Here is a 24,424-nt window from a genome sequence, read left to right as displayed (position 1 = left end):
TAATAGTATATTGGAGTTTTATTTAAATGAACAATCAACATAAAAGCCTGAACGAAGTTGCTTATAATATGATCAAAGAAAAGATCATCCAGGGTAAGTATGAACCCGGCAGCAGAATCCGGGAAGATCATCTTGCTGATGAAATCTCCATGAGCAGAACTCCCGTTCGTGAAGCCATTAACAGATTGGTTTCTGAAGGGTTGATCATCAGTAAAGCCAGAAAAGGGCTCTATCTGATAGATCCCAGTAATGAAGAGATTGAACATTATATTGATATCCGTATTGCCCTTGAAAAACTGGCTGTAGAAACCTGCATCAAAACAATTCAGGAAGAACAGCTGGGGAAGCTTTCTGATGCTCTGGAAGAATTTGAATTCAGATTAAAAAAAGAGAAGTACGATATATGTAATAAACTGGATGGTGAATTCCATCTTCTAATTGCTGAACTATCGGGTAATAAGAAGCTCTATACAATGCTCCAGGAGCTTTCATCCTTTTTTCTCCAGACCAGAAGCAAGGAAAAGAAAATCCATCCCAAAGAAAAGAATGAAAGGACCCTGAGGGAGCACACAATCATACTGGAAGAGATACGCACTAAAAACACAAAGGCTGCCAAAAAGGCCATTTCCGAAAACATTGACACCATGCGCAGTAATCTCCACCTCAAGTAATCATTCATGACTTGCTTTATTTTAAAAATGTAACTAATATTAAAGAACTAATCATATAATGATTATATTTATAGGAGGAAATATGACAAATCTGGATAAAGCCAAAGATTTATTAAAAGCATTCAAAGGGGATGATTACCTTTTTGGCGCTGGTGTCCTCAAGGATGTCGGTAATGTTGCCCTGAAATTGGGTAAAAAGGCAATTATCATCCGGGATGTATTTCCCGGTAGTGAAGAATTTGTAAGTATCATCCGTGAGTCTCTAGAAAAGGCCGGAGTTGAAGTAGTCAAAGAAGAAAACGGTGCCAAACCGAACTGTCCCCTTGAAGACTTGAGCCGTATATCCAATGCTCTAAAAGAATCAGAAGCGGATGTAATCGTCAGTTTTGGTGGTGGAAGTACCATTGATGCGGCCAAAGCAGCAGAAGTTCTGAGAACCCTCGGGGGGGGGATCGAAGATTATTTCGGTGTTGGTCTTGTAACAAAAGCCTGCGAAGAACAAGGTGTAAAACTGTGTCCCCATATCGCCATCGAAACAGTGGCCTCTTCGGGAGCTCACTTAACCAAGTATGCCAATATCACCGATGTGAAATCAGGCCAGAAAAAACTGGTTGTAGACCCTGCCATCGTGCCTTCTCATCCAGTGTTTGACTATGCTGTAACTTACGGGCTTCCCATGGGAGTGACCATGGACGGTGGTCTTGATGGTATTGCCCACTGTCTCGAAGTGTACTATAGCTCAGTTGGTACCGACAGTTATGAACAGTGTCAAAAAATTGCAGAAGTCGGGATCTCTCTGGTGGTTGAATACCTGCCAAAAGTCATTGCCAATCCTAAAGACACCGCTTCCAGAGATGCCCTCTGTCTGGCGACAGATCTGGGCGGATATGCCATTATGGTCGGTGGAACCAATGGCGGTCACCTGACCAGCTTCTCTTTAGTAGATGTACTGTCTCATGGAAGAGCCTGTGCCATCATGAATCCCTACTACTCAGTTTTCTTTGCTCCTGCCGTAGAAAAAGAACTCCGCATTGTCGGGAATATCTTCAAGTCCTATGGTTATGCCACCGTGGATTTTGAATCTCTCTCCGGGAAAGATCTGGGCCAAGCTGCTGCTGAAGCCATGTTTGCTCTGGCACGTAAGATCAACTTCCCTCTGACTCTGGGAGAAGTTGCCGGATTTACTGACGGACATATTGAAAGAGCTCTGACTGCGGCTAAAAATCCTCAGTTGAAGATGAAGCTTCAGAACATGCCCGTTCCCCTTAATGCTGATCTTATCGATGAGTATATGGGTCCCATTCTCCGGGCTGCGAAAACCGGAGATCTTTCCTTAATTAAAAACTTGTGAGGACCAACTATGACAACTTCTTTTGAATTGGGTGACAAACATTTTAGTGTAGAACTCCCTGAAAATACAGATATCCTACAGATGAAGGGCGCTGATAAAGTGGCTGATCCTGAAGCTGCCATTCGTGACTGCCTGGAAAATCCTATCGGTACGGAAAGTTTTTCTGAAATAGTCAGAAAGAAAGTGGATGAAAATCCCGGTGGAGAAGCTGTCATAGTCATTTCCGATAACACAAGACCTGTGCCCCTGAAGGGGGAGCAGGGAATTCTGATGCCCCTGATCCGTATACTGATGGACGGGGGAGTCAAGGTGGAACAGATCACTGTTCTTTGTGCCAACGGCACACATATCCCGCTGGCGGATTCGGTTTTCAGAGATATGATTGATCCAGCCGTATTCAGCCTTGGTATCAGGGTTGTAAACCATGACTGTCTGGATGTGGATAATCTTGAATTTCTGGGTTATTCAAAGTCAGGCACCAGGATAGAGATAAATAAAAAATATGTGGCTGCCCATATAAAAATACTCACCGGACTGGTGGAGAGCCATTTTATGGCCGGTGTTTCAGGGGGGCGGAAATCTATCTGCCCTGGACTGATTGGTGAGGATTCCACTTTTATATTTCATGGTGTTCCGAATCTGGATAGTGTGTATTCAGATGACCTGATCCTCGAGAATAATCCCTGTCATGAAGAAGCTCTGGATGTAGCCTCTACGGTAGGAGCGGACTTTATATTCAACGTGACCTTGAATCACAATTATGATGTGACCGGATTTTTTGCCGGAGATATGGTTAAGGCCCATCTGGCCGCCTATGAAAAGGTGAAAGACAGTGTGGGCATCGTTAATTCAGGACCCTATGATATTGTCGTGACTCATGCCGGTTTTGTCGGAAAGAACCATTATCAGGCGGCAAAGACCGGAACAGCTGCGATGCCCCTTATGAATAAAGACAGTTATCTGATTCTCGGAGCGGACTGTATTGATAGGGATCCCATCGGGAAAGATACGTACCGACAGGTTCTGCCCTACTTAAAAGGAAAAAGTACAGAGGCGTTTATCAATATACTGAAATCACCGGACTGGACATTCGTTCCGGATCAGTGGCAGGTGCAGATGTGGTCCAAACTTTTCAAGATTATCCCTCAGGATCACTTTATATATTATGCACCCCAGATTGATGAACAGGATTATGAGATCCTCTCCGGGGTCAACGGGAATGAATATCTGCCGGATGAAAACAAATATAAAACTCTCGACAGCAATATCCCCCTCTTTTTGCAGTTGAGTCTGACGACCTTGATTGCAAAGCTGAAAAAAGAAGGACGTGAGAATATCAGGATAGCCTGGATGTCTGACGGTCCTTATGGAATTGTGGTTTAAAGTAATTTGGTTTACAGTATGTTCATGCAAAAGAATGTCTTTAAACCAAAAGATGTAATCTCACAACAACTCTTGTCCTATCTTCTGCTGGAGCATCCCAAGTCAGAAGATGGCAAGCTGCCCCCGGCCTCATTTTTTGCTGAAAAGTTTGGTGTATCCATTGTAACCATCAGAGAGATCCTTAAATCCATGGAGTCGACGGGTATCCTGTCCATGCATCATGGAAGAGGGATCTTTTTGAATCATGGGGATACCATTTTTCTGGAGATGTTTGAGACTCGTATCCTGATCGAAAGTTACTGCGCCCGCCTGGCAGCAGAGCATCTGAGTGAGGATGGTGCACATAATCTGAAAGAGCTGGCTAAGCTTCTGGAAGAGGCTGTTCAATCGGGCAATATGGAACTTTATACGGATGCGGATTTTATGTTTCATATGGAAATAGCAAGGATCAGCCGTAATCTGGTACTCGAAAGAACACTGAGAAATATCAGAATATTCTTATATGTCCAGCAGAAGGAAACTAACTGGTTTTTACTGGAATCCCGAGAAAAATCTCTGTTTGAACATCGGGATATTCTGAACTCTATATTAGCTGGGGATCCGGAAAAGGCAGAATTTGCCATGAAAAAGCATCTTGTGAAGACCATGGCTCTCTGGAAAAACCTCTGAAAACCGAGTCCCGTAACTGCCTCCGCTGTTTCCGTCCCAAAGAACACTGTTACTGTTCCATGATTCAGGCTGTAGACACGGGTATTAAATTTGTAATCCTCATGCATCCCTGGGAAGCCTACAAACAGAGAACCGGAACGGGGAGGCTGACATCTCTCAGTCTTACAGATTCTGAAATCATCATCGATAAAACATTTGATCAGAACAGGCGGTTTCGGGAACTCCTGGATTCTCAACAATATCACCCCATGGTTCTTTATCCGGGAAAGGATGCCTCAACAGCGGGGGCATATGATTTTAAAGCCTCATTGCAGGGAAAGAAACTGCTGGTTTTCCTGATCGATGCGACATGGGTCATGGCCAGAAAAATGATGTACAGAAGTCCTGTTCTGCAGAATCTGCCCCGTTTATCCTTTGATCAATCTTATATATCCAGGTTTCATATTAAAACACAGCCCGCAGAATATTGTCTGTCCACCATCGAATCGACCTATTACCTGATTAAAGAACTGCAGGCCTGCGGAATTGGGTTTAAGGATACTTCCATCGAAGGTTTGATGCAGGTTTTTGATGAATTGAACCGTTTTCAGATGGAATGCAGAAACCAGCGATTTTCAGAAAATGCACAAAAAAAAGGCAGCCCCTGAGGGTTGCCTTTTTCATAACATGAACACTGCTTTCTAGCGTTTCGCTTTTGTCAGAGCTTTGGTCAGAAGGGTATAGAAGGGGTCCAGACCAATCGTGGCGCCGGAAATGGCATCGGGCTGTCCCACACTCTGTGAATTCAGGACCTTGTCTTCCACTATGCGGGCTTCTTCCCACCAGGGAGCCAGGGATCCGCCGTTTTTCTGCATGCCGTATTCTCCGTCCTTCGATCTCTGGGCTTTGTTTGTTCCACCGTCTTCGGCATAAGCGTCCCAATGGACAGCGACAATATAACCGGATGTAACAGTCACTTCAACAAAGTATTTGTATCCGTGGCCAAAAGCAGCCTCTTCCGCCTTGTACACGCCGTCTTTGTAGGGTCCATAACCAATCGGACCGGCTGCCAATGCGGCTTTGACAAGATTGACAAAGGGGGCCACATGGATCGATGCTCCTGAAACCGCATCGGTGTGTCCTTCTTTGTCGGACAGGGTGATACTGGAAATATCCTGTGACTTGATCAGCTGTTTTTCTACAGCCTGAGCCTGTTTCCACCAGGGAGCCATGGCTCCGCCCTTGGCTTCCATTCCATAGCGTCCATCCCTGGAAACAACTATTTTAGGATCTCCTGCATTGATGTTGGAACCGTTCCAACTGACTGATGTTATCTTTCCGTTTTTAACAACCAGGGTCACATTGTATTTCCATCCGGAATCGGGGAATTTATCTTCCTGTGCAAAATAAACGCCGTCTTTCTGATTCAAAGCAAAAATGGAAGTAGATATAATTAAGAATACTGAAATTAAAATAAGTTTCTTCTTCATTCACTGTCTCCTGAGTCTAGCTGCAGCTAGTACATGTCATTTTTTTACAGTATAAAACCTGGTTCATATATTCGCAATCTATTTATATATAGAACCAGGGGTTTACGAGATTATTTGATTGTGCCGTTATCCCATGTGCCGCTTCGGATTTCACCGGATTTCGAAGGAATCTCCAGCACCATTCCCGGCAGAATCAGGCGGGGGTTCGACGGCTGGGGCAGTTTGTCCCGGTTGGCATTCCACAGGAGTTTCCAATCCCAGGAGTTGCCGTATATAAAATCATATCCAGCGATATTCCACAGGCAGTCTTTAGTGAGATTATACTTTCTGACTACATAGCGGGCAGGAAGAGCTGTTCCCTCTTTAGGGATGTATATAATGACAGAAAGCAGTTCTATCCCTTTGAGGGATGTCATATAACTGTCAGCATAGCTTTCATTCTGAAACTGCTTATAGGCTGTTTCATACAGGGCCTTACCCTGGGTAAACTCATCAGGGAAATTCTTCTCGCCATTTATTTTTGTAGCAGAATTCAAAGATGCTTCAAATCGTCTGAGAGCACTGTTCGCCTTATAGCGACTGAGCATCATGGCGATCCCTTGATCCGAAAGGGCCGAATATTTCTGAGATTCTTCGGCCAGCTCTTTGGCTTCCTGGTAATCTCCCTCTTCAAAGGAAATCTCACTCTGTCTTTTGAGTTCAACTGATTTTCTATAGTCAGGATTATCTTTGAGAGACTGAGCAAACAAACCACCAGCCAGGAAACACAGGATTATCAAGAATACTATTCTATTTGTTCTCATCACTGTTCTCCCTCAGTTGCTTCTTTGGTGGCATCATCAGCATTCTTTTCAGTTTTGGCAATGGCATCATCTGCAGCCTTCATAGCCTCGATAGCTTCTGCTTTTTTCTGATCGGCTTTGCTTGCCGAATCATTATAAGCCGCTGTTGCTTCGGTATAGCTTGCTACTGCCTTTGGGTAATCCTTGGCCGCCGCAAAGGTGTCGGCAGATGCCTTCAGTTCTTCTGCTTTTGCAAATTCTTCTTTTGATGCTTTGGGAGCCTTCGCTGCTACCGCTTTTTGACGGGCTGTTTCTGCAGTTTTTCTGGCTGTATCAACTGCTTCAGTCGAAGCTTCCGGTTTTTCCATCCCACCACCAGCCTCTACCTTTTCAGCAACAACTTCTGCTGCAGCGGGTTCTTCCACGGGTTCTTCCACGGGTTCTTCCACGGGTTCTTCCACGGGTTCTTCCACGGCTGCTTCCGGTGCAGAGGCACAAGATAGGGGAAGAATCATCAGTGCGGTCAAGGCCGCCGGGATAAGAAACCATTTTTTGATCAGATTCATTTTATCTCCTCAATATAAATCAGGACTAATACTATCATATTCTAGATAATAATAGTTCATTTATGGAAATGCAAAAGGTTGAGAGTGATTTCTTTATAAAGATCATGTTTCCCAGTCTTGTATGATCCTCTATTGTGAAATACAATAAATACAGTAATGAAATCAAAAAGAATAGGTATCGAAAGACAATGAAAAATTATTCCTCAGAATACCAGCTAAAACAGTTAAATCAGAATACTTCAGAAGCCAGATAGACAGTATTAAAAAGTTTTATGGAAGATCCCGAGGCTCTGGCTCTGCTTCCGGCCGAATCACAGGAAGTCAATAATCATGTCCATACCACTTATTCCTTCAGCCCCTATTCTCCGGCCGCCTCTGTTTGGTTTGCCAGAAAAGCAGGGCTAAAGGCTGTGGGCAGCATGGATCATGACAGTATAGGCGCCGCCAGGGAAACACTGGAAGCTGGTAAAATATTGGGAACTGCCACCACAGTCGGTTTTGAGCTCCGGGTCAATTTCACAGGAACGGCCCTGGAAGGGCGCAAGATGAATAATCCGGATTCGGCTAATATCGTCTATATGACTGTCCATGGTGTTCCTGAGTCAAAAATCGGGGATGTGGAAGAGTTTTTAAAACCACTTCAGGCCAAACGAAATCAGAGAAACCGGGAACAGACAGCACGATTGAATGATCTGATACTCCCTTTTGGCTTGGCAGCCCTTGATTTTGATCGTGATATTGCCTCACTTTCCGAAACTGCAGACGGGGGAAGCATCACCGAACGGCATATCCTCTATGGTTTTTCCAGAGCCCTGGTATCCAAATACGGAAAAGGACAGGGCCTCGTTGATTTTATTGAAAATAATATGGATTTGAAGGTTAAAGGGAAAATCAGGGACTTCCTTCTGGAGGATGAAAATCCCCATTATCTTTATGACCTTCTGGGAATCTTGAAGGGGAGTTTTATGCCCCGTTTTTTCATCCAACCCGATGAAGAGGAGTGTCTTTCTGTCTATAGGGTTGTTCAATTTGCCAATGATATTGGCGCTATTCCCTGTTATGCCTATCTGGGAGATGTCAGTGAGAGTCCCACAGGGGACAAAAAGGCGGAAAAATTTGAAGATGATTTTCTGGATGACCTGATTCCCGAAATGAAGAAGATCGGTTTCAAGGGGATTTCATATATGCCTCCCAGGAATACATTGGCCCAGCTGCAGCGGGTTCAGAGGCTGTGTCATGAGTATGAGCTGATGGAAATAAGCGGAGTGGATATCAATTCATCCAGGCAGAGCTTTAACTGCCCTGAAATTCTGCAGAGTGAGTTTTCACACCTCATTACTGCGACCTGGGCCTTAATTGCTCATGAAAAACTAACGGCCATTAATCCCCGGTGGAGCCTCTTTCATAAGGATAATCCATTGGCTTCTCTGAGTCTGAATGACCGGATTCTCCGGTACGGACAATGGGGAGAAAAAATGGATCAACATCATCCTGAGGGTATTGTTAAACTGACTGATTTCAGTCTTTAAGAGAATTCCTTGAAGATCTCCTGGAGGGGTATACGCCTTTTTTCCCGGAAGGGCGCTCCCTCTCTGGTTTCAAGGAAATCCAGATTCAATGTTTTGAGTCTTGTATTCCATTCTTCCATATTCAGAACGTCTTCGGGATCAAATATCTCTTCCATGGTCTCTTCTGACACAGTGGTGAAGTTGAGATCGCACCAGCTGATCTGCCAGTCGGGTTCCTCACTTTCCACCTGATCACCCTGCTTGTCATACTCTTCGGCCAGATACAGCAGGGGGAGTCCATGGGTGCGGCAGATGAGGGGGCGAGAGGGGTAGAAGGAACAAATCCGGTCTTTGAGCAGGGCACAGGAGCCGGGTTGTCTCTCCTGGATAAAGGGTTCTTTTGAAGCTCTCACCCTCTCCCTGAGAGCATACCATTCCAGGGGGAGGAGGGATATATCGGTGCAGCAGTCAGAGCAACCCTTCCGGCAGACCATATACTCTTCATATTGCTTCTCAAGGCGATTCGCCTCCAGGCTGACATCTTCCAGGACCTCTCTGTAACTGCCGATAATCTTCTGAATATCCAAGTGCGGCTCCTGTTCTTACAGATTAAATAACTTTTTCAGAACCTTCAAATTCCCTTCTTTATTTATATCAGATCCACTCTCTTCATACATCCCTTCGATTTGGGTTCTATAAAAATCCCTGACCTTATACCGGACCAGTTTCATTGTTGAATTGATAAGCTGATCTTTTTCAGAAAAGGCTTCTTCGATAAGGCAAAAACTACCTGGAATCCATTGAGAAGGGATGCTGGTTTTATCCTTAAAACTGTTAAAAGACAAAATCAGAATATCTAAAAGCACTTCAGCAGATTGGATTCCCTTCTCTTTGATGCTTTTTTTCACTTCTTCTTCATCCAGGGTGACCAGAGCGCTGGTAAACTTTCTCTGTTCATTGTAGGCCATGATCTGATGAATATAGGGGCTGTGATTGATCATCGCCTCTTCGATGGTTTCGGGTGAAAATTTTTCACCGTCAGAGGCAATGAGGAGGGCTTTTGCCCGTCCTGTGATGACCAGGAACCCGTCCTTGTCAAAATAACCGAGGTCTCCCGTCCAGAGCCATCCGTCCCGGAGTACTTCATCCGAGGCTTCCGTATTTTTATAGTATCCCTTCATGACGTTTTCTCCCCGGATGATCAGCTCTCCGGGCACTCCGGGTTCTGCCTCATTCTCATCATCCTTCATGATACGGCATTCGATGGAGGGGAGAACCACACCGGATGTTCCGAACTTGTGCCTGGGAGGTGTATTTGTACAGATCACCGGCGTGGCTTCGGTCAGTCCGTAACCCTGATAGATGGGTGCTCCTATGGCATTGAAGAATTCCTGCTGGCTGACCTCCAGAAGGGCCCCGCCGCCAACACAAAACTCAAGACTTCCCCCGAAAATATTCAGAACTTTGGGGAATACCAGCTTTTTTGCCAGAAAGTAATCGAAGCCATACCGCAGTCTTGTGGCCCGGGATGCTTTTTTGTAACCGTCTTTATTAATTTTTATCCCCGCATTCACTCCTCTTGTAAAGATGCCATTGATAAAGGCTCCTTTGGCTGCCACACCTGCCTGGATTTTTTTCATGAAGTTTCCCGATAGAGCCGGCACTGTGAGGAGAAAGTAGGGTTTGGCTTCTATAAGATTTCCGGGAATATTCCTCAGGATGGCCATGCCTCCGCCTCGGGCATCCACAAAGTACATGGCCAGACCCCGCCGGAGTCCGACATAGAGTCCGATGGTGTGGGCAAAGGAGTGATCCAGGGGAAGGATGATCAGAGTATTGGCCCCTTCGGGAATATAAAAGAGCTTGACCGCATCAGCGCTGTTGGCAAAGTAGTTCAAGTGGGTGAGCATGATCCCTTTTGGATTCCCTGTTGTACCAGAAGTATAGGAAATGGTCACGACATCGTTTTCACCTACATCTTTCAGGCGTTTCTCCAGCTCGACAGATGTGGCTTCTCCACTGCTCTCTCCGTCTCTGATAAAGCTCGCATACAAGACGATGTCTTTTCCCTCTACCAGTCCCAGGGATGTCGATTTTGTCAGGACGTCTCCCCCGAAGTTGCTGAGGACAATGATCAATGTCTTGTTCTCGAGTTTCTCTCTGATCTTCAATACTTTATCCAGGGAGTTTTCAGAGACAACAATGGCGGTGGATTCCGAGTGGTTCAGTCTAAAATGGATTTCTTCTTCCAGAAGTTTGATGGAAAGGGGAACCGCAATGCACTGGGCTTTCAGAATCCCGAACTCACTGATGACCCAGTTTCTTCTACCTTCGGATAAGATGGCAATCTTATCTTCCTTCCTGAAACCTCTGGAAATAAGGGCTCTGGCGAAAAAAGCCGATTCTATTTCCACCTCCTGGAATGACTTGGGAACCCAGCCGTTGTCTTCTTTCTGTACGACATAGGGATTGTTCGCATAGTTTGTTGCCGCCTGGCTGAGCATGTTGAGTACGGTTCTCATAATTATTGTTCTCCGGGTATTAGACTTTGTATTAGACTGATTTTAACAGCTGTTGCTTAGATGTCAATAAAAACGCTGAGTCCAGTATTCAGGATCATTCTCAGGCTTCGGTGAATAGGTGCTGTTGTTTCGTAAAAACACTATTTTTTAATTGATTTAAAAAGAGTATTGAAATATAATCGAAGGTCTTATGAAAGTCAAAAGATAGGAAATAGAAAATATTGAGCCTGAAATTGCCATTTTTAGCGGCTATCGAGGGTTCTTGAAATTATCAGGAGTTATAAGTGGATAAAATAAGTAGGGCTGCGGCCTTTATCAGAGGGCTGAGTTTTGATGGGGAAAAAGGAAAAATCGTTTTTCATACCTCATCCAGCGTCAGCCCTTCAGGGAATAGTCTCGATCTGGGGCTTCTCCCTGAGGGGGAACAGGAGCTCCTGGATCTTCTGAAGGCCCGGTGGTCCGATCAGGATCTGATATCATGCGGCGGGGACGGAAATTTTGTTCTGGCCGGCTGTTATGATGAGGCCGTCGCCCGGGTGGAAAAAAAGGATTTTGTATTCCCTTCAGAGAGCGAATCAGTTCAGGTCCCTGCTGTTAAAGACAAGGTAGCCCTGGTGACCGGTGGAGCACAGGGGTTTGGTGAAGGCATGGTCCGGGAGCTAGTAACTGGGGGAGCTTATGTCTATATTGCCGATATGAATATCGATGGGGCAACCCGTCTGGCAGAGTCTCTGAATCAGGAGCAGGGGTCCACAAGAGCCTTTGCCCTGAAGGTGAATGTTACAGATGAAACATCTGTAGAAGCCATGATGGATCAGGTGGCCCGCTGCACGGGCGGCCTGGATATCTTTATCAGCAATGCCGGGGTTCTTAAGGCGGGAAGCGTCAAAGAGATGACCCTCCGGGACTTTCAGTTTGTCACGGATGTGGACTATACGGGGTTTTTTATCTGTACTAAATTTGCCTCTCGCCTCATGTCCATCCAGAATATGCCTACAGCTGAATATTTTACTGACATCATTGGAATCAGTTCAAAGTCCGGTCTGGAGGGGTCCAACAAGAACGGTGCCTATGCGGGAGCCAAGTTCGGAAGCCTCGGTCTGACCCAGAGTTTTGCCCTGGAACTGGTCACAGACAACATCAAAGTCAACTCTATCTGTCCTGGAAATTTTCTGGATGGACCCCTCTGGTCTGATTCAGACAAGGGGCTTTTTGTTCAGTACCTGAAGGCCGGCAAAGTCCCGGGGGCCAAAACCCTGGGGGATGTGCGGAAGTTCTATGAAGACAAGGTTCCCATGAAACGGGGATGTGAGACGAAGGATGTGGTTAAAGCCATTTTTTATATTGTAGATCAGAAGTATGAGACAGGTCAGGCGGTGCCGGTGACGGGCGGCCAGGTCATGCTGAACTAACCCATTAAAGATCTTGGGGGATCTGCGGCGTTACCGCCCGGCTCGCGTATTGAAATACGCGTCGCTGGCCGGTGCCTTGCATATCCCTCCAATATCTTTAATGCGGGGTTTATTCACGGACTGGCCTTTGGCGGTCCGGGTGACCCTTCGGCCCTGAGCTGGAGAGTTACTGAAGCAGTGCAGTTAATATGATCGGGCCTGCCTGGCGGCGTGGCCCTCTGGACAAAGTAATTTATAGGAGATTTTTTATGAAAACAAAAGCGGTTCGATTATATGGTAAGGGTGATTTGAGGCTGGAGGAGTTTGAACTTCCTGCACTTAAAGATAATGAGATTCTGGCGACTGTCATTTCTGACAGTATCTGTATGTCTTCTTATAAGGCGGCCAGTCAGGGAGCGGAACACAAGCGGGTTCCTGATGATGTGGCTCAGAATCCGATTATTATCGGTCATGAGTTCTGCGGAGAAATTCTGGAAGTGGGTTCCAAATGGGCGGGACAGTTTAAGGCGGGGCAGAAGTTTTCTATTCAGCCGGCTTTGAATTATAAAGGTTCACTGGATGCTCCGGGCTACTCCTTTCAGTATATCGGAGGAGATGCGACTCAGGTCATCATTCCCAATGAAGTGATGGAAATGAACTGCCTTTTAGCCTATGAGGGTGAAGCCTACTTTATGGGCTCCCTGAGTGAACCTGTGTCCTGCATCGTGGGAACCTATCATGCCATGTACCATATACCTCAGGGAACCTATATTCATGATATGGGTATCCGGGAGGGGGGCAATCTTGCGATCCTGGCAGGAGTCGGTCCTATGGGTCTCGGTGCCATCGACTATGCTATCCATGCTCCTGTTAAACCGGGTGTTCTGGTTGTTACGGATATTGATAATGCCCGCCTGGAAAGAGCGGCATCAATCTATACCGTAGAAGAGGCGGCAAAAAACGGTGTGAAACTGGTGTATAAAAATACCATGGACTGTGCCGACCCCATTGCTGAGCTGATGGCAGAAACCGGTGGTGCAGGTTTTGATGATGTTCTGGTTATGGCTCCCGTACGTCCCCTGGTTGAACAGGGTGACAAGATTCTGACCAAAGACGGCTGTCTGAACTTTTTTGCAGGTCCTTCCGATACGGAATTCAAGGCGGAGTTGAACTTCTATGATGTTCATTACTCCTTTCACCATATTGTGGGTACCAGCGGTGGAAACACTGAGGATATGAAAGAATCTCTGGATATGATGGGCAAGGGTCTTCTGAATCCCTCGGCTATGATCACCCATGTGGGCGGCCTGGATGCGGTTGTGGAAACAACTCTGAATCTTCCCAAAATCCCCGGTGGTAAAAAATTGATTTACAACCATAAGAAGATGCCTCTCACAGCCCTGATTGATTTAGAAGAAAAAGGGAAGAGTGATCCTTTTTATGCAGAACTGGATAAGCTGGTTAAGAAGCATAACGGCCTGTGGAATGTGGATGCAGAAAAATACCTCCTCGACAAGGCAGATTCAATTTAAAAGAGGGAGCATATTATGAAAAAATACATTGCCGTTGACCTGGGTGCTTCAAACGGCCGGGTCATTGTAGGAAATCTGGAGGGCTTTGAAGCCACCAATCGCTTTCCTACCTGGAATATCCGTCTGGGAGATAGTGTGTTCTGGGATATCCTTGCCATCTTCAACGAAATCAAAAAGGGGATCAAAGAGGCTGTCCGCCTCTATCCCGAAGATATTGTGAGTATCGGTATTGATACCTGGGGTGTGGATTATGGTCTTCTGGATAAAAACGGAAATCTGATCGGCAACCCCTATATGTACCGGGACAGCCGGACAGATTCTGCCATGGAGGAGGTTCTCAAGGTCGTTCCCAGAAAGGAAATCTATGAAAGAACGGGTATTCAGTTTGCTCAGTTCAACACCTTGTACCAGCTCTGGGCCATGAAGCGGGACTCTCCTGAAGTATTGGCTGCGGCCCGACACTATCTGTCGATTCCTGATCTTCTGAGTTACTGGCTCACAGGGGTCATGAAAAATGAATTTACCCATGCTTCCACCACTCAACTTTTAAATCCTTATACAGGACAGTGGGATGTGGAACTCATGAAAAAATTGGGTCTTCCATCGGATATTTTCGAAGAAATCGTTCCTTCCGGCACTGTGATCGGGCCTTTGGCTCCCCATATTGCAGAAGAACTGAACGCCCCCTCCAATCTGACTGTTGTCGCTGTGGGAGCCCACGATACGGCTTCGGCGGTGGCGGCGGTTCCTGTGGAAGAGGGGAAAGAAAATCTATTCCTCAGTTCCGGGACCTGGTCTTTACTGGGAGTGGAGTCTGATACCCCGGTGATCAATGATAAAACCTACGGTCATGATCTGACCAATGAAGGAACAGTCTCAGGAACAACCCGTCTTTTGAAAAACATCATGGGTATGTGGATTCTTCAGGAATCCAAACGTTTCTGGGATGAGAATGGAGAGAAGTACAGCTGGGATGAGCTTTCTGATATGGCCCGTTCCAACGGGCCGGTTGAGTGGCATCTGAATCCTAATGATCAGAGCTTTTTTGCTCCCTCATCCATAGACGATCCCATGCCGGAGCGCATTGGAAAATTCTGTGTGAAAAACGGTTGGAAAGAACCTGCCTCCATCGGAGAGTATGTCCGGGGCATATTTCAGGGACTCGCAGAGACCTATGCATCCACAATTGAGGCACTGGAAGATATTACGGGAAAAAAATATGATGAACTGTATATTGTCGGCGGGGGCTGCCGGGATTCTCTTTTATGTGAATTGACTGCGGAAATCTCGAATCGAACCGTTCTGGCTGGCCCGGGAGAGGCAACGGCTCTGGGGAATATCATGATACAGATCCTGGCCTCAGGCGAGATCAGCAGTATTCAGCAGGGACGGGATCTTCTGAGGAAGACTCAGGATATCAAGGAATATCAACCCAAGCCGGTAAACTAAAGAGGTCATATGATTAAAGCTGTATTATTTGATATGGACGGCGTTCTGGCGGATTCGGAAGAATTCATCTGCGAAGCCGCCATGAAGATGTTTGAAGAAAAAGGTCTGATTGTGAAACCCGAAGATTTTCTTCCCTTTGTGGGTGCCGGTGAAGACCGATACCTCGGTGGTGTCGCCGAGGCATACAATTTTGAACTTGCCAGTATTGATGAGGCCAAAGCCAGAACCTATGCCATTTATGGCGAAATCATCGTCGGGCGTCTCAAAGAGCTGCCTGGGGCCGCCGCTTTTGTCGGCGATTGCAGAGAAAAAGGTCTGAAAACCGCACTGGCCACCAGTGCCGATAAAGACAAAATGATCTATACCATGAATGAAATTGGCCTGTCTCTGGACCGCTTTGACGCCTGCGTCAACGGCCTGGATTTAGAGAGGAAAAAGCCTTATCCCGACATCTATCTGATGGCGGCCCGATTGCTGGGTGTAGACCCCCGGGACTGCCTGGTCGTGGAAGATGCCGTTAACGGTGTAGAGGCTGCCAGGGCGGCAGGAGCCAGATGTCTGGCTCTGACCAGCAGTTTTACAAGGGAAGAATTATCCGGTGCCGATTGGTTTGCCTCGGACTTATCAGAGGTTCCCGCAGATGTTTTAAAATGGTAATATTCTTTAATACTGTATCAAATCATGGGAAAATCAAAACAACGACACCCTTTGTCTATACACGCGAAGGCTGTCAGAATAAGAGGAAGACAAGTGAGTAACGAAGTAATCAACAAAGGTTCGGATAATATCCGTATTCTTTCAGCCGCCATGGTTGAAAAAGCTAAATCAGGTCACCCGGGCGGAGCCATGGGTGGAGCCGATTTCATCAATGTTCTATTTTCAGAGTTTTTGAATTTTGACCCGAGTGATGGGAAATGGATCAACAGAGACCGTTTTTTCCTTGATCCCGGCCACATGAGCCCCATGCTCTATTCTATTCTGTCCTTCTACGGACACTACAGCATGGAAGAACTTTCCAATTTCAGACAGTGGGGAAGCCCGACACCAGGTCATCCCGAAGTGGATTTCTCCCGGGGTGTGGAAAACACTTCTGGACCTCTGGGGCAGGGACACACCTTCGCCGTTGGTGCCGCTATTGCCGAAAAATTTATGGTTGAAAAGTTTGGTGACTGGATGAGTCACAAGATCTATACTTTTATTTCAGACGGTGGTGTTCAGGAAGAAATCTCTCAGGGTGCGGGACGAATTGCCGGTAATCTGGGACTGAATAACCTGGTCATGTTCTACGATTCAAACGATATTCAGTTATCTACAACCGTTAAGGAAGTGACTTCTGAAGATACGGCCAAAAAATATGAATCCTGGGGCTGGAGAGTCCTGGAAATCGTTGGTAACGATGTGGATGCCATCAGGGGCGCCTTGAAAGAAGCCAATGCAGAGACAAAAAAACCCGTCATCATCATTGGTAAGACCACGATGGGTAAGGGTGCAGTCGATGCAGGAGACAAGAAGTTTGAAGGAAAAACCTCCACACATGGTCAGCCTCTGAGTGCGGCTGGAGCCTCCTTTGAAAAGACCATCGCAAACCTCGGTGGAAACCCCGAAAAACCCTTTGTCATCTTCCCTGAAGTTCAAGCATGGTTGGATGGAGTCATCAAAACTAAGACGGCTGCAGCCGCTGCCAAAAAAGCAGAACAGGCTGCCTGGGCCAAAGCCAATCCCGCCCTGGCTGCCAAGCTGGAACAGTTTTTCAGCGGTAAGCTCCCTGAACTGAACTGGAAAGGCATTGCCCAGAAGTCAGGAGTGGCCACAAGAGCCGCCTCCTCCGCAGTGCTGGGGTACCTTGCTGAAAACGTAGAAAACATGATCGTTTCCTCTGCCGACCTCAGTAACTCTGATAAGACTGATGGATTCCTGAACAAAACCAGAGCCATCACAAAAGATGACTTCGGCGGAGCTTTCCTCCAGTCCGGTGTGTGTGAGCTCACAATGGCCGCCATCTGTAACGGTCTGGCCCTTCACGGCGGTATCATTCCGGCCTGCGGAACTTTCTTTGTCTTCTCTGATTACATGAAGCCCGCCCTGAGAACAGCCGCTCTGATGGAACTTCAGGTCATTTATGTCTGGACACACGATGCTTTCCGCGTTGGTGAAGACGGACCTACCCACCAGCCTGTGGAGCATGAGGCTCAGGTCAGACTGATGGAAAAGCTCCAGAATCACTCTCACAAAAACAGTACCCTGGTTCTCCGCCCTGCGGATGCACAGGAAACAACTGTCGCCTGGAAAATGGCCCTGGAGAATTCAAACTCTCCTACAGCCCTGATCCTGTCCAGACAGAACATCACAGAACTTCCCGCTGCCTCCGGTGACAGAGCCACCGAAGCCTTTAAGGCTGAAAAGGGTGCCTATATTGTGCAAGAAGCGGGGGGAACTCCCGATGTTGTCCTTGTGGCCTCCGGTTCTGAGGTATCCACACTTGTTGCCGGTGCGGTTCTCCTGAAAGAGAAAAAAGGCTTGAAGGTTCAGATTGTTTCTGCTCCTTCCGAGGGTCTTTTCCGAAATCAGGAAGCCTCCTATCCGGAAGCGGTACTTCCCTCGGGAGTGGCTACATTCGGTATGACCGCCGGTCTGCCCGTGACTCTTCAGGGCCTGGTTGGAACGAAAGGCAAGGTCTTCGGACTGAACAGTTTCGGTTACAGTGCTCCCGCAGGAGTCCTGGATGAAAAACTGGGTTACACAGCCGAGAATGTCTTCAACCAGGTTGTGGATTTTCTAAAATAGTAAGAACATTGTTAAATATTTGAACCCGCCGTTTTTTAAGAAGGGCGGGTTTTTTTGTCATCAATTATTCAATAAAGACTGATTCTCTAAATGGTTATATGAATAATTAGCTACTGAACCTCAAAGTGTCTATAAACCGTATGTTTTAGTTTCCCAATCCGATTCTCTTGATTTGAAATGCCTACAATAATTTGAGTAAAGGAGCTATAATAAAGATATGAATAAAAATTATCTTGATCAGATCTTTATGAAATCTCCCTTCCCCTGGTGGGAATGGAATATCATTGAAAACAAAGTTGATTTTAATGACCTGAAGGCGACCATGCTTGGCTACAAGCCAGAAGATTTTAGAAATCAAGGGTATCAGACTTTTACTGAGCTCCTGCATGAAGAGGACTTTGAAAAAACAATGGACGCCATGAGGCTTGTATTAAGAGGTCAAACTGATCTATATCAGGTTGATTACAGAATTAAAGCGAAGGATGGACGTTATCACTGGTATATGGACCGTGGTATCGTCATTGATCGTGATGATAAAGGTGACATCAAGATTTTACGGGGCATTGTCATCGATCTTGGTAGTGAATCATCCGCGGGAGTTCCCATTTCTGCACTCGTAGATTTATTTAAAAATACTACATTCAACAAAGGGAGTTCTGTTCAGTCCATTCTTACTTTATGCTCGAATTGCCAGAAGGCTCAAATTGAAAAGAATCATTGGATTCCCATTTCAGAAGAGATTGAATCCCTGCTTGGAGAGATGGTTTCTCATGGGATATGCCCTGACTGCATTCAGAAGCTCTATCCGGAAATATCCGAGAGCTTATTCAAGAAGCTTCACCTCAGCACTTCTTAGCAGAATTCTATTATGTATCATAACTAAAGGATTGGATCAGAACTTGACAATCTAAAAGCTCCATGGAAAACGATACTAAACGATTGGCTAATCGTTTGGTATGGAGTTAAAGAGGTTTTCCTTCCCATAATATGAACAAGAATAATCATCGAATAACAATGAAAGATGTGGCTCATTCAGTCGGAGTATCCGTTACAACGGTGTCCCATGGATTGAAGGGAGCATGCTATGTTGAAGAATCGACTAAGATGCAGTAAAACTGGATTTTTTGGATATGGGGATGAGTTTTATACCATGGGGGGAGCGTTTCAGGGGGTATATTAAGGCAATGGAGAAGTATGCCCTGGACCCTTGGGTATACAGGACAGAACATCGGGGAGAATCAGTCGACTCTTTGGCCGATTGGCTGCAACGGCCGGATGGACAGTCCCTGTTTTTTGCGGGAGATACCACATGTATCCTGAATTGATTCAATGGCTGAAAACTAAAACAATCGATCTTCTGATACTTCCAGTACATGGGCGTGATCCCGTGAAAGAAGCCCGGGGAATTGTGGGGAATATGAGTTTTGAAGAAGCCCTCATTCAGTCCGACTTGTCCCATGCCGGAGGCATCACGGAAGTCAATGAAGACTTTGTCAGGTCTCAGGCCAAAATAGGCCATGACTGGAAGAATCCAGTCTGGCGTCACAAAGACGGTTCCATCGCCGAGTGGTAGGCCGGGCTGTAGTGGTGAACCTTACCGCCTCAACAGCAGCATCCGCCTTTGCAGCAGTCAGTCTCTTCTTCCGGCGGTCCCCCGCAGTCACAGCTGATTTCACTCCGACCTTTCAGCTTGGACTGTATCACTGCCGCCGCACAGCCGACCCCCTTATCCACAAAAATGGCTTCCACAGGGCAGTTTATCATGCAGGCTCCGCATTCCATACAGTTCCCACGTTGATCAATCACGGCTTTTCTGTCTGTAAAAACATAGACTCCGTGAGGACAGACTATGCCGCACATGCCGCATCCGATGCAAATATCCGTATTCAGTTTAAGGGTGACTCCGTTTTCCAGATAAGTCATAAAATCAATCCTCCCGTGATCATACAGGCCGCTCCGGCCAGAAGAGCAAGAGCGAGGATCGGAACGGCAATACTCATCTCTTTTTTGACTCCCGAAAGGGAGGTATAGGTACTGCTTCCTGTCAGATTCAGGACCTGATAGACAATCCAGCAATGAAGAAGAATGGCTTTTCCCAGGGGGTAAAGTCCTTCCGGGAAGTTCAGGATGGGTCCGCTGATAAGTGAGACCACAGGGTATATCAGCAAACCGATAAAAAACCCTTTTAAGGAGAAGGCCTTTCCCGGTAACAGGGGAAGCAGGGCTGCTGCCAGGAGAGATCCTGTAAACAGGGCTGCCAGGGATATTTGTATGGACTGTAATATCTGGGGTGAATCTATGAGAAGATAATTGAGCAGCATAAAGGCCAGAGCCAGGGCAATACTCGGAAAGAACCCTTGTGCAAAGTGAGTGAAAGAGACAGCCAGCCGTTCCAAGAGGGGGAAGTTTTTACGCCTCATGGCGGGGGTGGCTTTCTGTTCATTCTCCATATAGGCGGGAATGTCCTTCGCTTCCACAGGGCCGTATTGAATGCTGAAGCCGCAGCCTGACTTCACCTCTCCCGGATTCATTCCCGGAGCTCCCAATTGAGGGAGGATCAGAGTCCTGTGGTTTACAACACTTTCAAGAGCTTCTGTTTTGATCCTCTTGATGAGTTCCTCCGTGCCGAAGGTTCCCTTGCCGGCGGCGCACCAGACATTGACTCCTTTTGTATCCAATACCAGGATGTGAGAATCCATCCCACCGAGCCCCCGTCTCAAATGATCCACTGAGAGTTTATAATTAGCTGTGACGAAGACAGGGCTGTCTTTGCCGGGACTACCCATATGATATAAGCCGGGAGGCATTTTGTAATTATTCCGATTCAGCCCCAGACGGGCTGACAGGGCGCCCAGATAATCCCTGAGATGCCAGGTGGAATCCAATTGTCTCATGTTTACATTGTCCTTTCTCTGATTTCTGTTCAGGATATATTCATCTTATAGCATATATAAAATTTATTGATGAGTCTCCCCGAAGGGAGATTCCTATGATTCGGTCAGATTTTCTATGTTTAATAAAAGAGTCTAAAGGTTTAATAAACGAATTGACGTGCTGTTCAGGCTGCTTTATGCTCTTTCTATGGCTGTGACCCTATGAACAACAGCAGAAAAAGCCTTGGCAAAAGGCCCTCCGGGGAAAAAAAGGATAGATAAATGAAAATACTCAATTATGGTTCTTTGAACATCGATATCGTTTATAAAGTGCCCCATATTGTCAAACCGGGAGAAACTATCTCCGCCTCTGATGTGCAGCAATATGCCGGAGGGAAGGGGGCGAATCAATCGGTGGCTCTTGCCAAGGCCGGGGCTGCTGTCTGGCATGGCGGGACCATCGGCAGTGATGGACTCTGGCTTCTGGATCTTTTGAAAAAATTCAATGTCCGCACCGATCTGGTTCGTCAGTATGATGGGCCGACAGGGCAGGCCATCATACAGGTTTCGGATCAGGGACAGAACTCAATCTTCCTGTTTGGAGGGGGCAATCAGAACAACACAGAGGCGGATGTGGATGATGCCCTGTCCCATTTTGAAGAAGGAGATTATCTGGTCCTCCAGAATGAAATCAACCTGACCTCATACATCATAGAAAAGGCCCATGCCCGGGGCATGAAGATCTGCCTGAATCCTGCACCCTATACGGAGGATGTCAAATCCTGGCCTCTGGAAAAACTGGATCTATTGGTGGTCAATGAAATTGAAGGACAGGATCTAGCCGGAAAATCGGGGAGTTTTGAAGAGACCCTTCAGGTTCTGACCGGGATGTACCCGGGGACGAGTATCCTTTTAACTGCCGGTAAGGCGGGGGCCTATTTCGGGAAAGATTCAGGGCGGGAGTTTGTTCCCATCGTGGATGCTCCCGTTGTGGATACCACCGCGGCAGGAGACACCTTCTTTGGATACTTTCTGGCCGGCCGGCTGGTTGGTCTTACTGACCGGGAAGCCATGGAACGGGCTACAAGAGCCTCGGCCATGACCGTTTCCCGGCCGGGGGCTATGGATTCTATTCCCTTTGCCGGGGAGCTTGATTAGTAAGAGGGCAGGATCACTAAGCCAGATTCATCATCAATTCTGTAAAATGGAGTAAATCATCTAAATTGTTATGAATGATGGATATAACGATCTTGAGATTCATTTTTTGATACTGATGTATCGCTGTATTTCTAAAGCCTGTCATCTTGATCATTGTATTAGAAAGATCCTCTGGAATGATTCCCCTGTTTTCGAGAATCTCAAAGCTATCGCTGCTCCGGTTTGGAATACCAAGCTTTTTGATTTTTATGATATGGTTCGCTAAATCAATGGATTGTTCACAGGCTCTGGTTAAATTGAGTATGGCAGCATCCTGCCGGCTATAATCTTTTGAGAATTGTTCCCCAGCTAATTGGTACTCTTCTCTGACCCTTTCAATGCAGCGCTGAATGCTGGCAGTCTTATTTATAATGACATCGTTCATATAGCGTAATATCTCTTACTCTCAATGGCTTGCTTAAGGATTTCCCCGCGTTCTTCATTCAGTTTGCAATAATAGGACAGGACCAGCATTTCAAACAGTTCGGTTTCATATTTGTCTGTGCAATATATTCGTCTCCCCTGGTTACAAATCTCATTCTGGAATACAGTCGATGACAGTCTCAGATTGATGAGGTCTACAGATTTTGCCAGTTTCTTTTCCAAGGCAAACCTTAGATCTGAAAAACCTAATTCTCCCAATTCCCTGGCATCTGCTGGGGGGAGGAGAAGAGCGATGTCTACATCGCTGTTTTCACCGGCGGTGCCATCTGCCTGTGATCCAAATAAATAGATGGATTGTACTTGAGGTAAAGAAGATGTAATCAACCCGATTATGCTTTCTATCATGATTTTAATACTATCACTTCACTCAAGGATAAGCTAGTTTTTATTGAATCTCATGATTCACTCTCATCTTCCGAAAGCCTGACGGTCAGATCCGGGAATAAAAAAAGGGGCATGACTGGATGTGAAAATAGGGGGAGTCCGCTTCAGGATCTCTCTGATTTCAGGAATGCCCTGAAAATCCCGGCTCATGAATTCTCTCACCTGTCTTCTGCCGAACCCCAGAGGGTGGGTAAAATCCCTGTAGAGTGACAGCTCTCCCGCATAGAAATTCCGGGATTCCAGATCCTGAAGTTCCCGGCTCATTACGGGCATACTGAAAACTGCAGCATTGATGAAATCGATGTTTCCCCGCTGTTCAAGGACAAAATCCCTGGTTCTCAGGGCGGCATCCCGGTCTTCAACGGCAGTACCGAACATCACATACACAAAGGTCCCGATCCCGGCATCCTTCAGATTCCCGAGAATGACCTTCACCTGATCCAGATGTATTCCCTTCTTCAGGGCATTCAGCACATCCTGATCCCCCGATTCCAGACCCAGACAGAGCATCCGGCATCCTGAACGGGCTAAATCATGACAGAAAGACAAATCAGTGAGTATTGGGAAAAATCGGCTGAAGCTGTACCAGGGCGCTCCCGGGGGATTCTTTACCAGACTCTGCATCAGTGCCAGGCTGATCTCGCTGTCTGTAATGTGGATCAGGGATGGATTATGCTTCTCTGTCAGAATTCTCAGATTCCTGACCACTCCTGATGCCCCCTCTTCGCTGAAGGGATTGTTCTCCCAGTGTTCGTTGCAGAAGGTACAGCGCTTCCAGGAACAGCCGCAGGAGGCCGAGTAGGGGAGTATAGGGCCGGGAGCAATATAGGGCAGTTTATAGAGATCCCCTGGATCGGCCAGACCGGAACCCTTCCAGGATTTCCCGGCGAAGGCCACGATGGCCTCTTCTCCGGGACCTTCCTGGATCTCATGGGCCAGGGTCTTCAGGAAGGAACAGTCCGCCGGACCTCTGAGCCAGGAGGTGATGAGTCCTCCCCCCAGCTGTATCCGGACTTTTGGCCGCTCTCTTCGGATGTAACCGCAGATAGCCATCCCGGTGAGGGCCTGGGAGAGATAACCGATAGAAATTCCAACAGCTCCGCCGTTATGGGAGGGCAGAAAGTCAAAAAGGCGTTCTGAAAACCAGGGGTAAAAAGGGGAGGATTCAGGATGCTCCCAGGCCTGAATCAGGTCGGATTCATTCAGGGGAGACCAGTCCTTCATTTCAAGGTCTGCCGGAGTGATTCTGATCCCCTCCTTTCCGGGAAGTGAGGACTGGACCAGATAATTCAGGTCACTCATATTTTTCTTGTAACGGTCAAAAGAACCGTAAGCTTTGCCCGTTCCCGGATGCTCGGGACTGAGGCTCTGCCAGAGGCGTTCTCTGTTTTTCCGGGACCGGCGGGCACGAGCATCTTCCGGATTGGATGCCGGAAGGCCGGAGAGCCA

26 protein-coding genes are annotated in these 24,424 nt (G+C 46.8%); 16 read left to right on the top strand and 10 right to left on the bottom strand.

Going from position 1 to position 24,424, the window contains the following annotated elements; translation table 11 throughout:
• The first annotated feature begins 26 nt into the window (after positions 1-26).
• From PF479_RS18245 to PF479_RS18225, 5 genes are all read left to right on the top strand, one after another.
• Positions 27-671 carry a GntR family transcriptional regulator gene (locus tag PF479_RS18245; RefSeq protein WP_298009742.1) on the top strand — a complete coding sequence of 215 codons (645 nt, stop codon included), beginning with the start codon at positions 27-29 and terminating at the stop codon, positions 669-671.
• Between the two features lie 82 nt (positions 672-753).
• A complete protein-coding gene (locus tag PF479_RS18240; protein WP_298009739.1) occupies positions 754-2,022 on the top strand; it encodes an iron-containing alcohol dehydrogenase in 1,269 nt (422 codons plus the stop codon).
• Between the two features lie 9 nt (positions 2,023-2,031).
• Complete coding sequence (locus tag PF479_RS18235) at positions 2,032-3,405, top strand: lactate racemase domain-containing protein (protein ID WP_298009736.1); 1,374 nt, start codon at positions 2,032-2,034, stop codon at positions 3,403-3,405.
• 24 nt (positions 3,406-3,429) lie between these two features.
• Entirely contained in the window at positions 3,430-4,074 is a 645-nt protein-coding gene (locus tag PF479_RS18230) for a FadR/GntR family transcriptional regulator (RefSeq protein ID WP_298009733.1), read from the top strand.
• Complete coding sequence (locus tag PF479_RS18225; RefSeq protein ID WP_367277260.1) at positions 3,993-4,721, top strand: tRNA-uridine aminocarboxypropyltransferase; 729 nt, start codon at positions 3,993-3,995, stop codon at positions 4,719-4,721. The genes PF479_RS18230 and PF479_RS18225 overlap by 82 nt, the downstream gene beginning before the upstream one ends.
• Before the next feature lie 33 nt (positions 4,722-4,754).
• Here PF479_RS18225 and PF479_RS18220 read toward each other — a convergent pair whose 3' ends face one another.
• The 3 genes from PF479_RS18220 to PF479_RS18210 all read right to left on the bottom strand — a co-directional run bounded on the left by PF479_RS18220 (position 4,755) and on the right by PF479_RS18210 (position 6,891).
• The gene (locus PF479_RS18220; RefSeq protein WP_298009730.1) at positions 4,755-5,543 is read right to left on the bottom strand and encodes an FMN-binding protein; all 789 of its coding nucleotides are present in this window, start codon (positions 5,541-5,543) and stop codon (positions 4,755-4,757) included.
• Positions 5,544-5,653: 110 nt separating this feature from the next.
• Positions 5,654-6,346 (bottom strand): hypothetical protein, encoded by a 693-nt coding sequence (locus PF479_RS18215; RefSeq protein WP_298009728.1) that lies wholly within the window; start codon positions 6,344-6,346, stop codon positions 5,654-5,656.
• Positions 6,346-6,891, bottom strand: a complete 546-nt coding sequence (locus PF479_RS18210; RefSeq protein ID WP_298009725.1) for a hypothetical protein — start codon at positions 6,889-6,891, stop codon at positions 6,346-6,348. Before PF479_RS18210 ends, PF479_RS18215 begins: the two co-directional genes overlap by 1 nt.
• 272 nt (positions 6,892-7,163) lie before the next feature.
• On the opposite strand from PF479_RS18210, the gene PF479_RS18205 reads away from it, so the two are divergent.
• Positions 7,164-8,420 carry a PHP domain-containing protein gene (locus PF479_RS18205; RefSeq protein WP_298009723.1) on the top strand — a complete coding sequence of 419 codons (1,257 nt, stop codon included), beginning with the start codon at positions 7,164-7,166 and terminating at the stop codon, positions 8,418-8,420.
• Here the strand turns inward: PF479_RS18205 and PF479_RS18200 are convergent.
• Together PF479_RS18200 and PF479_RS18195 are read right to left on the bottom strand one after the other, a co-directional pair.
• Positions 8,417-8,986 (bottom strand): YkgJ family cysteine cluster protein, encoded by a 570-nt coding sequence (locus PF479_RS18200; RefSeq protein WP_298009720.1) that lies wholly within the window; start codon positions 8,984-8,986, stop codon positions 8,417-8,419. The two genes, PF479_RS18205 and PF479_RS18200, sit on opposite strands and share 4 nt — an antisense overlap.
• 15 nt (positions 8,987-9,001) lie before the next feature.
• Entirely contained in the window at positions 9,002-10,921 is a 1,920-nt protein-coding gene (locus PF479_RS18195) for a long-chain fatty acid--CoA ligase (protein WP_298009717.1), read from the bottom strand.
• 284 nt (positions 10,922-11,205) lie between these two features.
• Between PF479_RS18195 and PF479_RS18190 the strand changes: the two genes are divergently transcribed.
• The 9 genes from PF479_RS18190 to PF479_RS18155 all read left to right on the top strand — a co-directional run bounded on the left by PF479_RS18190 (position 11,206) and on the right by PF479_RS18155 (position 19,650).
• A complete protein-coding gene (locus PF479_RS18190; RefSeq protein WP_298009714.1) occupies positions 11,206-12,333 on the top strand; it encodes an SDR family NAD(P)-dependent oxidoreductase in 1,128 nt (375 codons plus the stop codon).
• 248 nt (positions 12,334-12,581) lie between these two features.
• Positions 12,582-13,844: a zinc-binding dehydrogenase gene (locus PF479_RS18185; RefSeq protein WP_298009709.1), complete on the top strand. Its 1,263-nt coding sequence runs from the start codon at positions 12,582-12,584 to the stop codon at positions 13,842-13,844.
• A 15-nt stretch (positions 13,845-13,859) separates the two neighbouring features.
• Positions 13,860-15,293 (top strand): rhamnulokinase family protein, encoded by a 1,434-nt coding sequence (locus tag PF479_RS18180; protein ID WP_298009705.1) that lies wholly within the window; start codon positions 13,860-13,862, stop codon positions 15,291-15,293.
• Between the two features lie 9 nt (positions 15,294-15,302).
• Positions 15,303-15,950: an HAD family phosphatase gene (locus PF479_RS18175; protein WP_298009702.1), complete on the top strand. Its 648-nt coding sequence runs from the start codon at positions 15,303-15,305 to the stop codon at positions 15,948-15,950.
• A 93-nt stretch (positions 15,951-16,043) separates the two neighbouring features.
• Positions 16,044-18,077, top strand: coding sequence for a transketolase (locus PF479_RS18170; RefSeq protein WP_298009699.1), 2,034 nt, complete (start codon positions 16,044-16,046; stop codon positions 18,075-18,077).
• Positions 18,078-18,294: 217 nt separating this feature from the next.
• Positions 18,295-18,933 (top strand): PAS domain-containing protein, encoded by a 639-nt coding sequence (locus PF479_RS18165; protein ID WP_298009696.1) that lies wholly within the window; start codon positions 18,295-18,297, stop codon positions 18,931-18,933.
• Positions 18,934-19,064: 131 nt separating this feature from the next.
• Positions 19,065-19,190: a LacI family DNA-binding transcriptional regulator gene (locus PF479_RS20865; RefSeq protein ID WP_367277259.1), complete on the top strand. Its 126-nt coding sequence runs from the start codon at positions 19,065-19,067 to the stop codon at positions 19,188-19,190.
• 23 nt (positions 19,191-19,213) lie between these two features.
• Positions 19,214-19,402: a hypothetical protein gene (locus PF479_RS18160; RefSeq protein WP_298009693.1), complete on the top strand. Its 189-nt coding sequence runs from the start codon at positions 19,214-19,216 to the stop codon at positions 19,400-19,402.
• On the top strand, positions 19,387-19,650 hold the full coding sequence (locus PF479_RS18155; protein WP_298009690.1) for a hypothetical protein: 264 nt from the start codon (positions 19,387-19,389) through the stop codon (positions 19,648-19,650). The genes PF479_RS18160 and PF479_RS18155 overlap by 16 nt, the downstream gene beginning before the upstream one ends.
• 29 nt (positions 19,651-19,679) lie before the next feature.
• Here PF479_RS18155 and hgcB read toward each other — a convergent pair whose 3' ends face one another.
• Both hgcB and hgcA read right to left on the bottom strand, forming a co-directional pair.
• Positions 19,680-20,000, bottom strand: a complete 321-nt coding sequence (hgcB, locus tag PF479_RS18150) for a mercury methylation ferredoxin HgcB (RefSeq protein WP_298009687.1) — start codon at positions 19,998-20,000, stop codon at positions 19,680-19,682.
• On the bottom strand, positions 19,997-20,971 hold the full coding sequence (gene hgcA / locus PF479_RS18145; RefSeq protein ID WP_298009684.1) for a mercury methylation corrinoid protein HgcA: 975 nt from the start codon (positions 20,969-20,971) through the stop codon (positions 19,997-19,999). The genes hgcB and hgcA overlap by 4 nt, the downstream gene beginning before the upstream one ends.
• Positions 20,972-21,232: 261 nt before the next feature.
• Here hgcA and PF479_RS18140 point away from each other — a divergent pair, with 261 nt between their 5' ends.
• Positions 21,233-22,108, top strand: coding sequence for a ribokinase (locus PF479_RS18140; RefSeq protein ID WP_298009682.1), 876 nt, complete (start codon positions 21,233-21,235; stop codon positions 22,106-22,108).
• Between the two features lie 16 nt (positions 22,109-22,124).
• Here the strand turns inward: PF479_RS18140 and PF479_RS18135 are convergent, their stop codons facing one another.
• The 3 genes from PF479_RS18135 to PF479_RS18125 all read right to left on the bottom strand — a co-directional run.
• Positions 22,125-22,532: a DUF86 domain-containing protein gene (locus tag PF479_RS18135; protein ID WP_298009679.1), complete on the bottom strand. Its 408-nt coding sequence runs from the start codon at positions 22,530-22,532 to the stop codon at positions 22,125-22,127.
• Positions 22,529-22,936: a nucleotidyltransferase family protein gene (locus tag PF479_RS18130; protein WP_298009676.1), complete on the bottom strand. Its 408-nt coding sequence runs from the start codon at positions 22,934-22,936 to the stop codon at positions 22,529-22,531. Before PF479_RS18130 ends, PF479_RS18135 begins: the two co-directional genes overlap by 4 nt.
• Positions 22,937-22,999: 63 nt before the next feature.
• Positions 23,000-24,424 (bottom strand): hypothetical protein (locus tag PF479_RS18125; protein ID WP_298009674.1); only part of this gene is annotated, 1,425 nt, incomplete at its 5' end.

It is taken from the genome of Oceanispirochaeta sp. (genome assembly GCF_027859075.1).
GTDB lineage: Bacteria > Spirochaetota > Spirochaetia > DSM-2461 > DSM-2461 > Oceanispirochaeta.
Note: the sequence above shows the minus strand (reverse complement) of the source record. Positions and strands in the feature narration are given on the sequence as shown.

Bases quoted from the DNA above. Each gene is read 5' to 3' on its own strand.
- PF479_RS18130 (WP_298009676.1), bottom strand. From the start codon at position 22,936: ATGATAGAAAGCATAATCGGGTTGATTACATCTTCTTTACCTCAAGTA.
- PF479_RS18135 (WP_298009679.1), bottom strand. From the start codon at position 22,532: ATGAACGATGTCATTATAAATAAGACTGCCAGCATTCAGCGCTGCATT.
- PF479_RS18240 (WP_298009739.1), top strand. From the start codon at position 754: ATGACAAATCTGGATAAAGCCAAAGATTTATTAAAAGCATTCAAAGGG.
- PF479_RS20865 (WP_367277259.1), top strand. From the start codon at position 19,065: ATGAACAAGAATAATCATCGAATAACAATGAAAGATGTGGCTCATTCA.
- PF479_RS18195 (WP_298009717.1), bottom strand. From the start codon at position 10,921: ATGAGAACCGTACTCAACATGCTCAGCCAGGCGGCAACAAACTATGCG.
- PF479_RS18160 (WP_298009693.1), top strand. From the start codon at position 19,214: ATGAGTTTTATACCATGGGGGGAGCGTTTCAGGGGGTATATTAAGGCA.
- PF479_RS18180 (WP_298009705.1), top strand. From the start codon at position 13,860: ATGAAAAAATACATTGCCGTTGACCTGGGTGCTTCAAACGGCCGGGTC.
- PF479_RS18140 (WP_298009682.1), top strand. From the start codon at position 21,233: ATGAAAATACTCAATTATGGTTCTTTGAACATCGATATCGTTTATAAA.
- PF479_RS18155 (WP_298009690.1), top strand. From the start codon at position 19,387: ATGTATCCTGAATTGATTCAATGGCTGAAAACTAAAACAATCGATCTT.
- hgcA (WP_298009684.1), bottom strand. From the start codon at position 20,971: ATGAGACAATTGGATTCCACCTGGCATCTCAGGGATTATCTGGGCGCC.
- PF479_RS18175 (WP_298009702.1), top strand. From the start codon at position 15,303: ATGATTAAAGCTGTATTATTTGATATGGACGGCGTTCTGGCGGATTCG.
- PF479_RS18205 (WP_298009723.1), top strand. From the start codon at position 7,164: ATGGAAGATCCCGAGGCTCTGGCTCTGCTTCCGGCCGAATCACAGGAA.
- PF479_RS18230 (WP_298009733.1), top strand. From the start codon at position 3,430: ATGCAAAAGAATGTCTTTAAACCAAAAGATGTAATCTCACAACAACTC.
- PF479_RS18215 (WP_298009728.1), bottom strand. From the start codon at position 6,346: ATGAGAACAAATAGAATAGTATTCTTGATAATCCTGTGTTTCCTGGCT.
- PF479_RS18165 (WP_298009696.1), top strand. From the start codon at position 18,295: ATGAATAAAAATTATCTTGATCAGATCTTTATGAAATCTCCCTTCCCC.
- PF479_RS18235 (WP_298009736.1), top strand. From the start codon at position 2,032: ATGACAACTTCTTTTGAATTGGGTGACAAACATTTTAGTGTAGAACTC.
- PF479_RS18210 (WP_298009725.1), bottom strand. From the start codon at position 6,891: ATGAATCTGATCAAAAAATGGTTTCTTATCCCGGCGGCCTTGACCGCA.
- PF479_RS18220 (WP_298009730.1), bottom strand. From the start codon at position 5,543: ATGAAGAAGAAACTTATTTTAATTTCAGTATTCTTAATTATATCTACT.
- PF479_RS18245 (WP_298009742.1), top strand. From the start codon at position 27: ATGAACAATCAACATAAAAGCCTGAACGAAGTTGCTTATAATATGATC.
- hgcB (WP_298009687.1), bottom strand. From the start codon at position 20,000: ATGACTTATCTGGAAAACGGAGTCACCCTTAAACTGAATACGGATATT.
- PF479_RS18185 (WP_298009709.1), top strand. From the start codon at position 12,582: ATGAAAACAAAAGCGGTTCGATTATATGGTAAGGGTGATTTGAGGCTG.